This window comes from Parabacteroides distasonis ATCC 8503, from assembly GCF_000012845.1.
Lineage (GTDB): Bacteria > Bacteroidota > Bacteroidia > Bacteroidales > Tannerellaceae > Parabacteroides > Parabacteroides distasonis.
In genome coordinates this window covers 2,477,143-2,490,699 of sequence record NC_009615.1, presented here as the reverse complement: position 1 = coordinate 2,490,699, position 13,557 = coordinate 2,477,143, and the positions used below count along the sequence as shown (strand labels likewise).

The following is a 13,557-nucleotide window of genomic DNA, read 5'->3' as shown; positions in this document are numbered from 1 at the left end:
TTATTTGTTTTTTACAATCTGAGCCATGAACTCGGCTTCACTAACCAATTTATCACCAACGAATACATACCCTTTCATGGTAGAGATCCCGCGACGGATCGGTGCCAATAATTCCAGACGTAAGATCAACGTATCGCCCGGAACGACTTTTTGGCGGAATTTCACGCCATCTATTTTCATGAAGTAGGTAGAATAGCGCTCTGGCTCATCTACGGAATTCAAGACTAGCAAACCACCTGTTTGTGCCATAGCCTCAACCTGTAGAACTCCCGGCATGACCGGCTCCTGAGGGAAATGCCCTTGGAAGAACGGTTCGTTGGTCGTGATGTTCTTCACACCTACGATATAGTTCCCGCCAACCTCGATGATCTTGTCAACCAATAAGAATGGATAGCGGTGCGGCAATAATTCACGGATACGGTTGATATCCATCACCGGCTCACGGTTCGGATCGTATACCGGGGCTTGCACCTCGTTCATCTTGATATCCTTGCGGATCATACGAGCTAACTGGTTATTGATCTTATGTCCCGGACGGGTAGCGATCACACGTCCGCGGATCGGCTTACCGATCAAGGCGATATCTCCGATCACGTCGATCAATTTATGACGTGCCGGTTCGTTATCGAATACAAGCGGCTTGTTATTGATATAGCCTAATTCCTGCACGTTCTTGTGAGGGATGTTCAGCATATCTGCCAATTTGTCCAAAGATTCTTGCGGTATCTTCTGGTCGTAGATAACGATCGCGTTGTCTAAATCGCCACCCTTGATCAAGTTGTGGTTGAGCAACATCTCCACTTCGCGTACGAATACGAACGTACGTGAAGCCGCCAATTCTGTCGGGAATTCGCTGAGATCGTTCAACGTGGCGAATTGGTTGGAAAGCACGGGCGAATCGAATGAGATCAATACGTTCACGCTAAACTTATCATCCGGAAGGATGATCAACGAAGAACCGGTTTCTTCATCTTTTACCTCGATCTTGTGCTTTACGATATAATAATCCTTCGGAGCATTTTGCTCAACGACCCCTGTCTTTTGGATTTCCTCAGAGAAGAAGCGAGAACTCCCGTCTAGGATCGGAAATTCGGGTGCGTTTACCTCGATCAAGCAGTTATCAATCTCGTAAGCGTATAAAGCAGCCATCGCATGCTCGATCGTACTTACTTGAACGCCATTCTTGCTAAGCACCGTACCTCGCTGTGTATTAACCACGTTCTCAGCCAAGGCGTCAATCGTCGGTTGGCCTTCCATATCGACACGTTTGATCTTGTATCCATGGTTCTCGGGTGCGGGATTAAACGTAATCTCTATATCTAATCCGGTATGCAACCCTTTTCCTTTCAAGGAGAAACTTGCCGCAAGCGTTTTCTGTTTTTGCATAGGTCTTTATTGTTTATTAATTTCTTTCTTGAGTTGTTCGATCTCCCGTTGCATTTGCCCCAGCGAGCGGTATATATCCGGAAGACGGTTGAAGATCGCGCTGGAACGCATGAAGTTCTTAGCGTTGATCGCCGGCGCCCCGAGCAATGTCGTCGCTTCCTTCACGTCGCTGATAACGCCAGCCTGAGCTCCGAATACGACGTGGTCCGCCACATGGATATGTCCGGCCAAACCAACTTGTCCGCCAAACATACAATGCTTTCCTACTTTTACGGAACCGGCGATGCCGACTTGCGCCGCCATCACGGTATTCTCGCCTACCTCCACGTTATGAGCGATTTGTACGAGATTGTCCAGCTTAACGCCTCGGTGAATGATCGTAGAATCCATCACCGCACGGTCAATTGTCGTATTGGCTCCGATCTCTACATCATCCTCGATAATAACGTTGCCTAATTGCGGGATTTTCTTGTAAGTCTCACCTTCGGGAGCGAATCCGAAACCGTCAGCCCCGACTACGCTACCGGCATGAAGGATACAATTATTGCCGATTATACAATTCTCGTAAACGGTGGCATGCGGATAGAATACGCAGTTATCTCCTACCGTCACGTGATCACCGATATAAGCGTGCGGGTATACCATACAGTTCTTACCCATTTTTACGCCTTCTCCGATGTAGGCGAAGTTACCGACATAACAATCGTCGCTCACGGTCGCGGAAGCGGCGATAAAAGCGGTAGAATCAACCCCCTTCTTTTTGCTCTTCGATTGCTCTACCAAATTTAATAACATCGCGAGCGCCGCATAAGCGTTCTCTACTTTTACAAGTGTGGCTCTTATCGGTTGTTCCGGTTTGAAATCATTATTCACCAAAACAATGCTTGCCTCGGTATTATAAATATGATGCGCATATTTAAGATTCGCCAAAAAGGTCAATGTACCTGGCTTTCCTTCTTCTATTTTAGAGAAGTTGCTGACTTTAACGTTCGGATCTCCTTCAATCGTTCCGTTCAGGAAGCCGGCAATTTGTTGGGCTGAAAACTCCATTACTTATTCAATTATATATGTATCTTCGTTGACTGTCCGCTGTTTATAGACAGTTAGTTTGCAAAAATGGTGAAAATTCTTTATATAGCCTATGCTTTGCAGGGAATAATTCCCTTATCATGTAGATAACCGGCCATTTCTTTCTGTACGGCATGTGCCGCCTCACGGGCTACGTTGGCGAAAGCCTCCGTCTTATCTGCGTAAATAATCGCACGGGAAGAATTTACCAAAAGACCGCATTGGTCGTTCATCCCGTATTGAGCTACTTCCGCCAAGCTTCCACCTTGAGCGCCTACGCCCGGAACTAACAAGAAATGATTCGGGGCCTGTTTACGGATATCAAGGAACATCTTGCCTTGGGTAGCGCCCACTACATACATCATTTGCTCATCGTTAGCCCATTCTTGCGATTTCTTTAGTACTTTCTCGAAAAGACGTTCACCATTTGCGTCTTCCGTCATTTGAAAATCATGTGAGCCTTTATTGGAGGTCAAGGCCAATAAGATTACCCAAGCCTCCGGGTAGATCAAGAATGGTTTTACGCTATCCTCGCCCATATAGGGAGCGACCGTTACGGCATCTACCTTGATATGATCGAAGAAAGAACGGGCATACATCTCGGAGGTATTTCCGATATCACCACGTTTCGCGTCGGCGATGATAAATTGATCGGGATAATTCTCCCGTAAGTAAGCCACAGTCTTCTCAAAAGCCATCATACCCTTTGTGCCGAGGCTCTCGTAAAAAGCCAGATTCGGCTTGTAAGCGACACAATAATCGGCGGTAGCGTCGATGATCGCTTTATTGAATGCGAAAATAGGATCTTCTTCCGACAATAGATGTTGCGGGATCTTTTTTATATCTGTATCTAATCCGACACAAAGGAAGGATTGTTTCTTTTTAATATTCTCGAATAGCTGTTGTTTGTTCATTTTCTTATTCAGTATGAAATGATTGGATGTGTTTACAATTCAGACTCTTTCAGTCGCTCAGCGTTCTCCGCTACGATCAGGTGATCCAAGCAATCTTGAATTTCACCGTCCATAAAGGCTGAAAGATTATAGATCGTGTAATTGATACGGTGATCCGTGATACGCCCTTGCGGGTAATTGTACGTACGGATCTTCGCGGAGCGGTCACCGGTAGATACCATGGTCTTACGCTTGCTGGCGATATCGTCCAAGTATTTCTGGTGTTCCTTGTCATAAATAAACGAACGAAGACGGGTAAGCGCCCTTTCTTTGTTCTTCGGTTGGTCTCGTGTCTCCGTACATTCGATCAAGATTTCCTCACTCACACCTGTAATGGGGTTCTTCCAGACATAACGCAGACGGACACCTGATTCCACCTTGTTTACGTTCTGACCACCGGCCCCACCGGAGCGGAAGGTATCCCATTTAATCTCCCCTTCATTAATCTCAACATCAAATTCATCCGCCTCAGGCAATACGGCAACTGTAGCGGCGGAGGTATGTACACGTCCTTGCGTCTCCGTAGCCGGTACACGCTGTACACGGTGTACACCGGACTCATACTTCAACGTTCCGTATACTTTCTCGCCCGATACCGTGAAGATGATTTCCTTAAAACCGCCGGACGAGCCTTCGCTAAAGCTAGACACGCTTATTTTCCATCCCTTCAGTTCGCAATACTTCACGTACATACGATATAGATCACCGGCGAAAAGGGCGGCTTCGTCACCTCCCGTTCCTCCTCGTATCTCAACGATCGCGTTCTTGTCGTCTTGCGGATCAGCGGGAACGAGCAATAATTTTATCTCTTCTTCCAAAGCGGGAATACGTTCGTTGCAGGTATCCAGCTCCTCACGGGCCATTTCCCGCATTTCCGGATCTTGCTCGGACTCAAGCAAGGCTTTCGCTTCCTCGATCCCGTTCAATACTTTCACGTATTCCGAACGAGCTCCCACAATTTTCTCCAAATCACGGTACTCTTTGTTCAGTTTTACGAACCGTTTCATGTCGGCGATCACCGCCGGGTCGGTAATAAGGGTACCGACTTCCTCGAAACGGCTCACTAATCCGTCTAATTTACCAAGTAAACTATTTTCGGCCATTTATCTTTATTAATAGGTGAAGCGACCTTTCTCGCTTTCGATAATCAATTCATTTTTATCAGCTTCCTCTACGAAGCCCACGATTTGCGCATCAATACCAAAGCTTTTTGAGATGCCGATTACTTCTTCCGCATGCTCGGGAGCGATGTATATCTCCATCCGGTGTCCCATATTGAATACCTTGTACATCTCGCTCCAGTCCGTACCGCTCTGCTCCTGAATCGTGCGGAATAACGGTGGGATAGGGAAGAGATTGTCCTTAGTTACACGCTTGTTCTCTACGAAATGCATGACTTTTGTCTGGGCCCCTCCCGAACAATGTACCATACCATGGATTTGAGAGCGTAGTTTATCAAGCAATACCTTAATTACCGGCGCATAGGTACGTGTAGGCGAAAGCACCATCTTTCCGGCATCGATCCCTAATTCCTCGATCTTATCCGTAAGTTTCAATCCTCCGGAGTAAACCAATTCTTTGGGAACGGCGGCATCGTAGCTTTCCGGATATTTTTTCGCTAAATACTTAGAGAAAACATCATGGCGGGCAGAGGTCAAGCCGTTGCTACCCATACCTCCATTGTATTCTTTCTCGTAAGTGGCTTGTCCGGAAGATGCCAGACCTACGATCACGTCTCCTCCTTGGATATTCTTATTATCGATTACGTCCGAACGTTTCATGCGGCAAGTGACCGTACTATCTACGATGATGGTACGAACTAAGTCGCCAACGTCTGCGGTCTCGCCACCTGTCGCGTAGCAACCAACGCCCATCTCACGTAACTCTGCCAGCAACTCATCTGTTCCATTGATGATCGCCGAGATCACCTCGCCCGGAACCAACAGCTTGTTACGTCCAATTGTAGAAGAGACCAAGATATTGTCTACGGCACCTACGCAGAGCAGGTCGTCGATATTCATGATAAGAGCGTCTTGGGCGATACCTTTCCACACCGAAAGATCTCCGGTCTCTTTCCAGTACATATACGCCAAGGACGATTTGGTACCGGCGCCATCCGCGTGCATAATATTACAATATTCAGGATCACCGCCTAAGATATCGGGGATGATCTTACAGAACGCTTTCGGAAAAATTCCCTTATCGATGTTCTTTATCGCATTGTGAACATCTTCTTTTGAAGCGGAAACGCCTCGCAGGTTATAACGTTGATCACTCATTGTACTATATTATTTGAACCGCAAAGGTAATACTTTTTTATGTTACTTATCTAAGTTTTAAGACATCTCCTTCCTCCGGGATGTAATCTTTGTCTTTTTTATTCATTTTATACAGACTCTTGATCTGGATTCCGTACATCTGCGCAATACTGTGCATAGACTCTCCGACTTGTACCACATGGTCGTAATTCGGCTTGTCCGCTTTCTTCTTTTTCTTTTCCAGATATACGATATCGCCTGCCTGCAACGGGAAGTCCTCAGGCACCTCGTTGAATTTCATCAACTGCTTGGCCTTGAATCCCATGCTTCGGGCGATCTGGTCGAAACTGTCGTTATCCTTAGCGTATACATAGATCAAACCGTGGGTACGATAGACTTGATAATTGAACACCGGAAGATTTTGCTTCTTGGTAGAGGTCTTCTTTTTTCTCTTACCGGAGTCAAAGCGGTATAACTCATAATCTTCGATAACCTTGATTAATTTATTCGCGTAAGCACGATCGGTGGCGTAACCGCATTTTTGTAGTCCTTTGGCCCAGCCTTTGTAATCCTTGATGTTTAATTTGAACAGGCGTTCGTAGCGGGAGCGTTCGGCGAGGAAGCGGGAATGGTCATCATAAGAATCCTCTACTCGTTTGTATTTCCGGAAGCACTCTCCCCGCAGGTCGTCGTCGTGATAGACCCTGCCGCCTCGCCAGTCCGAATGGCATTTGATACCGAAGTGATTGTTGGAGCGTCTGGCCAAGTCGCTTTGCCCAGCTCCGGATTCCAGTAATCCTTGCGCTAAGGTGATACTTGCCGGAATGCGATATTTCTTTTGGTGTTGAATCGCCAAATCACTGTATTTACTGATGTATTTTTGATAGGAAGTCAGCTTCCGCTGGCTTTCCGCCCCTGCGCTTAAACAGACGAGGGACAATAATAATATACCTAAAAAATGAAGGGATAAACGCATAACTGTTCTTTTCGATCCGATTTTACCGGACAAATATATAAAAGAAAATACATATCTACCGGGAATTGATGGGTTAAAAATAGGAGATACGGGCTAGATAATCGTAATGCTCCCCATTTTCTATTTTTTCCGCTTTAAAGCCGGCTTGCCTTGCGTATAGATTCAGCGTGTTGAAATCTATATATAACCAATCAAATGAATCCCCTTTGATACTTTTATATTGCATGCGGAAATCGATCTCTCCGAAATAATCATCCTCGGGGGCGATATCCAGATTCCCGTCTTCATCTTCAAATAAATAACTTAAGTCGCTAGAGTCAAGTAAAAGCTGTCCGTCCCGGGCTAGAACCTCTTTTAAGCGGTGAAAGAAAGCCGGGAGATTTTCCAGTTTACCGATAATCCCGGAACCGTTCATTAAGAGAAGAATGGTATCGAATGGTCCGGTTAAGCTCCTGTCAAAAAAATTCTGTAAGCGGGCGTCTTTTACGCCCCGTTTGTTCATGGCCTCTACGGAAAGAGGGGATATGTCGATAGCGGTAACCTCTTTACCCATTTCCTGTAAAGCCAAGGTGTGGCATCCACTTCCGGCACCAACATCCAATATTTTGCCTGTACTGAGTTGAAGGGCTTTCTGTTCCAAGGAGGGCATTTCTTGGAAAGTCCGGAATAATTGATTCACGGGAATCTCATCTTCATCGAACATGGAGGAGAATACACGGAGTTTACTCGCTTTTCCATGTGCGAGATAATCGATGATAGCGGCGCCCATCGGGTCTTTATCGGATGTAAGAAGCATTGAATGCATATGTCTTTATTCTATATATAAGGTATATTCTATGATGTGGGTGCGAAATTAATATATTCTTTTTATATTTATAGCCTATAAGAATTATAGTTATGTTTCTTTCAAAACATTAAAACAATCAAGAAAATGAAAGAATTGAAATTAGAGACCCGGGTAGAGGTCTATGCGGTAGGAGAATTGGACAATATATATAGGCAATTGTACGAGGCCGCTTTTGAAGCCTCGAAAAAAGCTTATGCTCCTTATTCCAAGTTTCATGTGGGAGCGGCGGTTCTATTGGAGAATGGGGAGATACTTTCCGGAAATAATCAGGAAAACGCAGCCTATCCGTCTGGGCTTTGTGCGGAGCGGACCACCTTATTTTATGCGGGAGCACGTTATCCGGATGCGGCAGTTCAGATTTTGGCGATCGCGGCTATGAAGGATGGGGAACGTGTGGATCTTATCACGCCTTGTGGTGCCTGCCGGCAAGTGATGTTGGAAACCGAGCAACGTTATAACAAACCTATGAAAGTCCTTCTTTGTGGAAAAGAGGAAGCGTATCTCGTTCCGAGCGCAACGGCCTTGTTGCCGTTTTGTTTCAGTAAGTCTGATTTGATCTGATAGAATAAAAAGAGGCAAGAACGATTCTCGCCCTTGCCTCTATATGTAATAATTAAGTTCGATTAGATCCCTAAAGAAGCCTTGATCTGATTGATCTTTTCTTCTGCCGCTTTCTCTGCCTCCGGCAATTCATCGATACTCTTTACCTTGGAGTGAACCTCGCAATAGAATTTGATCTTCGGTTCTGTTCCGGAAGGACGGATAGATACTTTTGTATTATCTTCCGTGAAGTATTGAAGCACATTAGAGGTAGTAGGCATATCTAATGTAACGGTTTCGTTCTCTGCATAGTCCTTACCTTTCAATGTAGAGTAATCGTAGAAATAAGTTACCTTAGAGCCTGCGATCTCTGTCAACGGGTTCTCACGGAACTTTTTCATCATAGCCTCGATCTCCTCCGCTCCACTCTTGCCTTTCTTCACGACAGAGATACCTTTCTCCTTAGAGAAGCCGTATTCCACGTAAATCTTCTGAAGCAATTGATACAAACTCAAACCTTGATCTTTTGCCCAAGCTGCGATCTCGGCTAAGATAACGCAAGCGGAAACAGCGTCTTTATCGCGAACGAAGTCCTCGCAAAGGAATCCGTAGCTTTCCTCGCCACCACCGATATAGTTTTTCTTGCTTTCGTTCTCACGCATAACGTTAGCGATCCATTTGAAGCCTGTATAAACATCGTACATTTCTACGCCATTACGCTCGGCGATCGTCTTGATCGTCTCTGTCGTAACGATTGTCTTTACGATATATTCTTTACCATTGATCTTACCTAACTCTTTCCAGCGAGTGATTAAATAGTAAACGAACATCAAAGCGGTTTGGTTACCATTCAAAAGTACCCATTCGCCTTCGTTATTCTTAACGGCGGCACCTACACGGTCTGCGTCCGGATCGGAAGCCATTACCAATTCAGCGTCAGTCTCTTTTGCTTTCTCTACAGCCATAGCTAAAGCAGCCGGCTCTTCCGGGTTCGGAGAGATAACCGTCGGGAAATCACCGCTAACAACATCTTGTTCCGGTACATGGATAATGTTCGTGAATCCGTAAGCTTTCAAAGCGGCAGGAACCAATTTAACACCTGTTCCGTGAATTGGAGTATACACGATCTTCATATCCTTATGGCGGGAAATAGCCTCCGGAGACAAAGAAATCGTTGTTAATTCCTTGATATATTCATCATCGATCGCTTGTCCGATGATCTCGATCAATTCTTTATTTCCTTTGAATTTAATCTCGCTAGCGTTACGGATCTTGTTAACCTCGGCGATCGTATTCTTATCGTGCGGGGCGATCATTTGTGCGCCATCATCCCAATAAGCCTTGTATCCGTTGTATTCTTTCGGATTGTGAGAAGCCGTCAAGATGATACCGCTCTGGCATCCCAGTTTACGGATAGCGAATGACATTTCCGGAGTCGGACGCAGGTCTTCGAATAAATAAACCTTGATGCCGTTAGCGGAGAAGATATCGGCTGATATTTCCGCGAACTTACGGCTGTTGTTACGGCAATCGTGGCCGATGACAACCTTTATCTGTTCTAAATCCGCAAATTCCTTTTTCAGATAGTTGGATAAACCTTGGGTAGCTGCGCCAACTGTATATATATTCATACGATTTGAACCTACCCCCATGATTCCGCGCAATCCACCTGTTCCGAATTCTAGGTCTTTATAAAAACACTCGATTAACTCAGTAGGATCTTCGTTGTCAAGTAACGCTTGAACTTGAGCACGAGTTTCCGCATCATAACTTTTCGTAAGCCATCCTTGTGCCTTACTTCTTACCATTTCTAATAAGTCGTTGTTTTCCATGTTTATAATATTATTGTGTTTATTGTTGAGCAATCTACTCAATACGATAAATATACAAGAAACAAATATACGAATTTCTTAAAGTAAAGCAATCAAAGGACTTATATTTTGCCTAAAAAATACGATAAATCGTCCTACCAAGTAAACGGATGTGTATAAATCGACTCATTTCCGCAAGCATCCGTTACGATTAATTTAAGTTCATGCTTGCCTCTTTGCAACCTCTCTTTATCGAAGCGATAGGTAATAACCGATTTATTATTCATCTCGAATAAGACAAACTGCCCGTCTATTTCTCCCCGGTAGGTTTGTACCCCGCTTAAGTTATCGGACAAACGGAATATGAAGTTCTGTTTGCTGACCCACGTCTGTTGGTTGATCGGCGTGATAACCGGAGCCTTTGTATCTTGTTGTATCTTATAACTGCCCAATTCCTTGATATTTGCGTCGATCCAGCCATTACGGTATGTACCGCCCATCCAAGAGGCACGTCCGTTTTGTAAGCGAACCACACCATATTGTTGTTTATTCTCAAGCGTATCGCTTTGCAAGAATAGTGATAACTGGGCCGTTCCATGCAAAGGGATTGGCTTATCGTGCAATATGTGGGTGGCTGATAATGAGGTACTATCTTCTTTCACCGAATAGCGGAAGTAGAGGTCATTATATAGATTACCTTTAGGCATGACGAGACGGATGCCTTTAGCGCCGAACCTATTCTCGCTACCCCAATGGAATAATTCTGTATGAGTCGTATCGATCTGGGGGATCTCTTGTTTCTTTCCCTCGATCCAGATGGATAAACGGGTGGCATTGCCGAAAGCGTCAGCAAGTGTATACGTCAAATGATAGGTACGAGGTTCATCTATACGCAAGATTCCCCGGTTTACGCTTTCAAGGAAGCGTAGACGGTTTCCCGGCTCGATGAAACTACGCATATAGAAAGAGCGATGATCTTTCCATTCTTCGTAATCTGTGAATGTGTTCAGATAACGGGTCTCGTCAAATGCGAACTTATCAAGATTACTATGGAAAATCACTTGGCTGTCTGCCGTGAGCGTGATTTCTCGTACGCCATAAATGTTAGTCGTATTATCCATATAATCATAGGCTTTTACAGCGAGCCCTATTTCTCCCCATGCCTCGATTTTTCCAGTGATTGTCTGTTTCCCGTTTTTCGCCGTGACGGGTTTTATCTCAAGCTTCTTGCTTTTGCCGTTTACTACGCCTTTTCCTTCGATGGGGACGATCTGTATTCCTTGGATTTTAGGAGGACGGGTATCGGTTATCCGATCCGAGAAATAATCCAAGGGGTCCATGACTTCCTCGGTCTCGGTGTCTCGTATCTCAAAATGGAGATGAGGTCCACCAGAGCTTCCGGTATTGCCGCTTAACGCTACGACTTCATTTTTCTCGACAGGAAGCAAATCCGGCGTAAGGAAGAGATTTACATTGAAACTTTCTTGTGCGTATTGTTGCTCTTTTACATAATTCGCTATTTTCTTCGAGAATTTTTGTAGATGGCCGTATACGGTGGTCGTTCCATCCGGGTGTGTGATGTAAAGCCCGTTACCGTAGCCCCATGGACTTACGGATATACGTGATACGTATCCTTCTTGTACCGTATGTACGGGTTTACCTTCTACCCCTTGTGTCTTGAAGTCTATTCCGGAATGGAAATGATTACTTCTTAACTCACCGAAGTTTCCGCTCAGTAAGATCGGGAAATCGAAAGGATTCCTAAGTTGCTGGGCGTTTGTGTTGATTATGTGGGAGCCGATGATTGCGAATAGACCGGCTAGATATATGGATCTAATATTCATAGGTATTACGTATTTTGACAGACAAAGATAATCGTTTTCGATGAATTATCTATCTCTTATCCTTTGGTATCGGACTTGTACCTGATTTCATGGGGCGAGCCTTTCTTTTTTCCAATGGCCGTCCGGTTGAAGGGTATATACTATGCGATCATGAAGTCGGTTGGGCCTACCTTGCCAGAACTCGATACGTTCGGGAATGACGGCATACCCGCCCCAGTGAGCCGGACGCTCCACTTCTTTTCCAATCCAACGAGCTGCCTCTCTAATGAAAGCTCGTATAAGTTGCACACGGTTGCCGATGGGTTGACTTTGTGGGGATATACGAGCTCCGATCCGGCTTTTATACGGGCGTTTTTTGAAATATTGATCCGATTCATCCGGGGGGACTTTTTCAGCCGTACCTTCGATATGTACCTGCCTTTCTAATTGATGCCATACAAACGAAAGAGAGATTGCCGGGTTTTGTGCCAGTTGCCTGCCTTTTCGGCTTTCGTAGTTGGAGTAGAAAATAAACTTATCATCATGCAGGTCCTTTAATAAGACGGTACGGGTGGAAGGTTTGCCTTCTGGAGATACGGTCCCTACTAGCATGGCCGTGGGTTCATCTACTTTGCTGTCTATAGCCTCTTGTAACCATTGACTGAAAAGCAAGAATGGGTTATCCGGAAGTTCACTTTCCCTTAATCCTCCTTTTGTGTATTCTTGCCGGATTGAGGCGAGATTTATTTCCATATGTGTTCTGTTTGCTTGTTGACTACATAGCTTTTCTTCTTTAATAGGATAACAAGAGATCGAAAAAAAGGTTTCAAGGTTTTCTTTTCAGCGTTTGATTTGAGAACGTATTAGAAAATCGACTGTTAATGGTAAATGGTCACTAAAACCGCCCTCATATTTAAAGCCGTAATAGGTTCGAAAAGGACGTACCCCCCGCCATGTTTTATCTTTAGTCAATAAAAAATCAGGAGCGAATATGTGGATGCTTTCCGGAATGATATGCATGGAAGACTCTTGCGTGATGAGATCCCGGTTTACGATTATTTGATCGAGTTGGCTCCATTCGCCTTGGTATTTATGACTACCCGGGAATTGAGTTATATGGGGGCTTGCGAACAAATTATAATAGGTACAAGATGTGGAATCTGTGATCTGCGTATTTTCAGGAAAGGCTTGGGCAGCGAATATCTCGGAAATACTTCTGTCTTGAGGGGTATCATTGAAGTCTCCCATAATGAGTATCTGCGGCTTTTCTCGTATCAGTAACAGGGAATCGCTAGATCCCCGTAAAGTGCGGGCCGCGTCAAAACGATCCTTTTCACTTTCTTTTTCTCCTCCGTAGCGGGAGGGGAAATGACACACGAAAACATCTAAGGTATCGCCTGTTATGATCTTTCCATATACGTGTAGGATATCTCGGGTTAATTTGTGTTTGTTCCCGGAAAAACGAATTGGAATGGATTCATGTCGTAAATAAAAGAATTGATCTCGTTGATAAAGAAGAGCGACATTAATACCTCTGGGATCGGGGCTTTGAGTGATAATATATCGGTAATCCTGCCAGCGGAGCGGTGTGCGACGGGTAAGATGAGACAGGACGGAGTCGTTCTCGACTTCGCAAAGAGCTATTAAGGCCGGTGTGCTCCATTCCCCGGCAGCGCTTATTACTTTCGCTATTTGTTGTAGCTTATGATAGTAGCGGCTTTGTGTCCAGTACCGGTTGCCGGAAGGTAGAAATTCATCGTCATTCTTGGTTGGATTATCCCTTGTGTCGAAAAAGTTCTCCACATTATAGGTCATGACCTTGAACGTAGCTTGGGCAAATAACGGAGGGGAGGCAAAGAATAAAAGAAAAAACATAAAAATCTTCATAGTTAAAG

General features: G+C 44.9%; 12 protein-coding genes. 1 reads left to right on the top strand and 11 read right to left on the bottom strand.

The features are described from left to right. From BDI_RS10535 to BDI_RS10505, 7 genes are all read right to left on the bottom strand, one after another. Positions 1-1,386, bottom strand: coding sequence for a bifunctional UDP-3-O-[3-hydroxymyristoyl] N-acetylglucosamine deacetylase/3-hydroxyacyl-ACP dehydratase (locus tag BDI_RS10535; protein ID WP_005864349.1), 1,386 nt, complete (start codon positions 1,384-1,386; stop codon positions 1-3). A 6-nt stretch (positions 1,387-1,392) separates the two neighbouring features. Further along, complete coding sequence (lpxD, locus tag BDI_RS10530) at positions 1,393-2,436, bottom strand: UDP-3-O-(3-hydroxymyristoyl)glucosamine N-acyltransferase (RefSeq protein WP_009275735.1); 1,044 nt, start codon at positions 2,434-2,436, stop codon at positions 1,393-1,395. Between the two features lie 89 nt (positions 2,437-2,525). Beyond that, positions 2,526-3,368, bottom strand: coding sequence for an orotidine-5'-phosphate decarboxylase (gene pyrF / locus BDI_RS10525; protein WP_005854382.1), 843 nt, complete (start codon positions 3,366-3,368; stop codon positions 2,526-2,528). A gap of 32 nt (positions 3,369-3,400) precedes the next feature. Next, a complete protein-coding gene (gene prfA / locus BDI_RS10520; RefSeq protein WP_005854384.1) occupies positions 3,401-4,510 on the bottom strand; it encodes a peptide chain release factor 1 in 1,110 nt (369 codons plus the stop codon). 9 nt (positions 4,511-4,519) lie between these two features. Beyond that, positions 4,520-5,686 carry an AIR synthase related protein gene (locus BDI_RS10515; protein ID WP_011966691.1) on the bottom strand — a complete coding sequence of 389 codons (1,167 nt, stop codon included), beginning with the start codon at positions 5,684-5,686 and terminating at the stop codon, positions 4,520-4,522. Positions 5,687-5,732: 46 nt separating this feature from the next. Beyond that, on the bottom strand, positions 5,733-6,641 hold the full coding sequence (locus BDI_RS10510) for a glucosaminidase domain-containing protein (RefSeq protein ID WP_009275736.1): 909 nt from the start codon (positions 6,639-6,641) through the stop codon (positions 5,733-5,735). 73 nt (positions 6,642-6,714) lie between these two features. After that, entirely contained in the window at positions 6,715-7,446 is a 732-nt protein-coding gene (locus BDI_RS10505) for a class I SAM-dependent methyltransferase (protein WP_009275737.1), read from the bottom strand. A gap of 126 nt (positions 7,447-7,572) precedes the next feature. Between BDI_RS10505 and cdd the strand changes: the two genes are divergently transcribed. After that, complete coding sequence (cdd, locus tag BDI_RS10500) at positions 7,573-8,049, top strand: cytidine deaminase (RefSeq protein WP_005864357.1); 477 nt, start codon at positions 7,573-7,575, stop codon at positions 8,047-8,049. A 62-nt stretch (positions 8,050-8,111) separates the two neighbouring features. Here the strand turns inward: cdd and BDI_RS10495 are convergent, their stop codons facing one another. The 4 genes from BDI_RS10495 to BDI_RS10480 form a co-directional block, all read right to left on the bottom strand. Next, positions 8,112-9,860, bottom strand: a complete 1,749-nt coding sequence (locus tag BDI_RS10495; protein WP_011966690.1) for a phospho-sugar mutase — start codon at positions 9,858-9,860, stop codon at positions 8,112-8,114. Between the two features lie 134 nt (positions 9,861-9,994). Next, positions 9,995-11,683: a M23 family metallopeptidase gene (locus BDI_RS10490; RefSeq protein ID WP_008773545.1), complete on the bottom strand. Its 1,689-nt coding sequence runs from the start codon at positions 11,681-11,683 to the stop codon at positions 9,995-9,997. An 87-nt stretch (positions 11,684-11,770) separates the two neighbouring features. Then, a complete protein-coding gene (gene pdxH, locus BDI_RS10485) occupies positions 11,771-12,415 on the bottom strand; it encodes a pyridoxamine 5'-phosphate oxidase (protein WP_011966689.1) in 645 nt (214 codons plus the stop codon). Positions 12,416-12,502: 87 nt separating this feature from the next. Continuing rightward, a complete protein-coding gene (locus BDI_RS10480; RefSeq protein WP_005854406.1) occupies positions 12,503-13,549 on the bottom strand; it encodes an endonuclease/exonuclease/phosphatase family protein in 1,047 nt (348 codons plus the stop codon). Positions 13,550-13,557: the final 8 nt, after the last annotated feature.

What these genes read in the sequence shown, in the direction of transcription:
- pyrF (WP_005854382.1), bottom strand. Translation starts at nt 3,368, where the DNA reads ATGAACAAACAACAGCTATTCGAGAATATTAAAAAGAAACAATCCTTC.
- BDI_RS10495 (WP_011966690.1), bottom strand. Translation starts at nt 9,860, where the DNA reads ATGGAAAACAACGACTTATTAGAAATGGTAAGAAGTAAGGCACAAGGA.
- lpxD (WP_009275735.1), bottom strand. Translation starts at nt 2,436, where the DNA reads ATGGAGTTTTCAGCCCAACAAATTGCCGGCTTCCTGAACGGAACGATT.
- BDI_RS10535 (WP_005864349.1), bottom strand. Translation starts at nt 1,386, where the DNA reads ATGCAAAAACAGAAAACGCTTGCGGCAAGTTTCTCCTTGAAAGGAAAA.
- BDI_RS10510 (WP_009275736.1), bottom strand. Translation starts at nt 6,641, where the DNA reads ATGCGTTTATCCCTTCATTTTTTAGGTATATTATTATTGTCCCTCGTC.
- BDI_RS10505 (WP_009275737.1), bottom strand. Translation starts at nt 7,446, where the DNA reads ATGCATTCAATGCTTCTTACATCCGATAAAGACCCGATGGGCGCCGCT.
- BDI_RS10490 (WP_008773545.1), bottom strand. Translation starts at nt 11,683, where the DNA reads ATGAATATTAGATCCATATATCTAGCCGGTCTATTCGCAATCATCGGC.
- BDI_RS10515 (WP_011966691.1), bottom strand. Translation starts at nt 5,686, where the DNA reads ATGAGTGATCAACGTTATAACCTGCGAGGCGTTTCCGCTTCAAAAGAA.
- cdd (WP_005864357.1), top strand. Translation starts at nt 7,573, where the DNA reads ATGAAAGAATTGAAATTAGAGACCCGGGTAGAGGTCTATGCGGTAGGA.
- prfA (WP_005854384.1), bottom strand. Translation starts at nt 4,510, where the DNA reads ATGGCCGAAAATAGTTTACTTGGTAAATTAGACGGATTAGTGAGCCGT.
- pdxH (WP_011966689.1), bottom strand. Translation starts at nt 12,415, where the DNA reads ATGGAAATAAATCTCGCCTCAATCCGGCAAGAATACACAAAAGGAGGA.
- BDI_RS10480 (WP_005854406.1), bottom strand. Translation starts at nt 13,549, where the DNA reads ATGAAGATTTTTATGTTTTTTCTTTTATTCTTTGCCTCCCCTCCGTTA.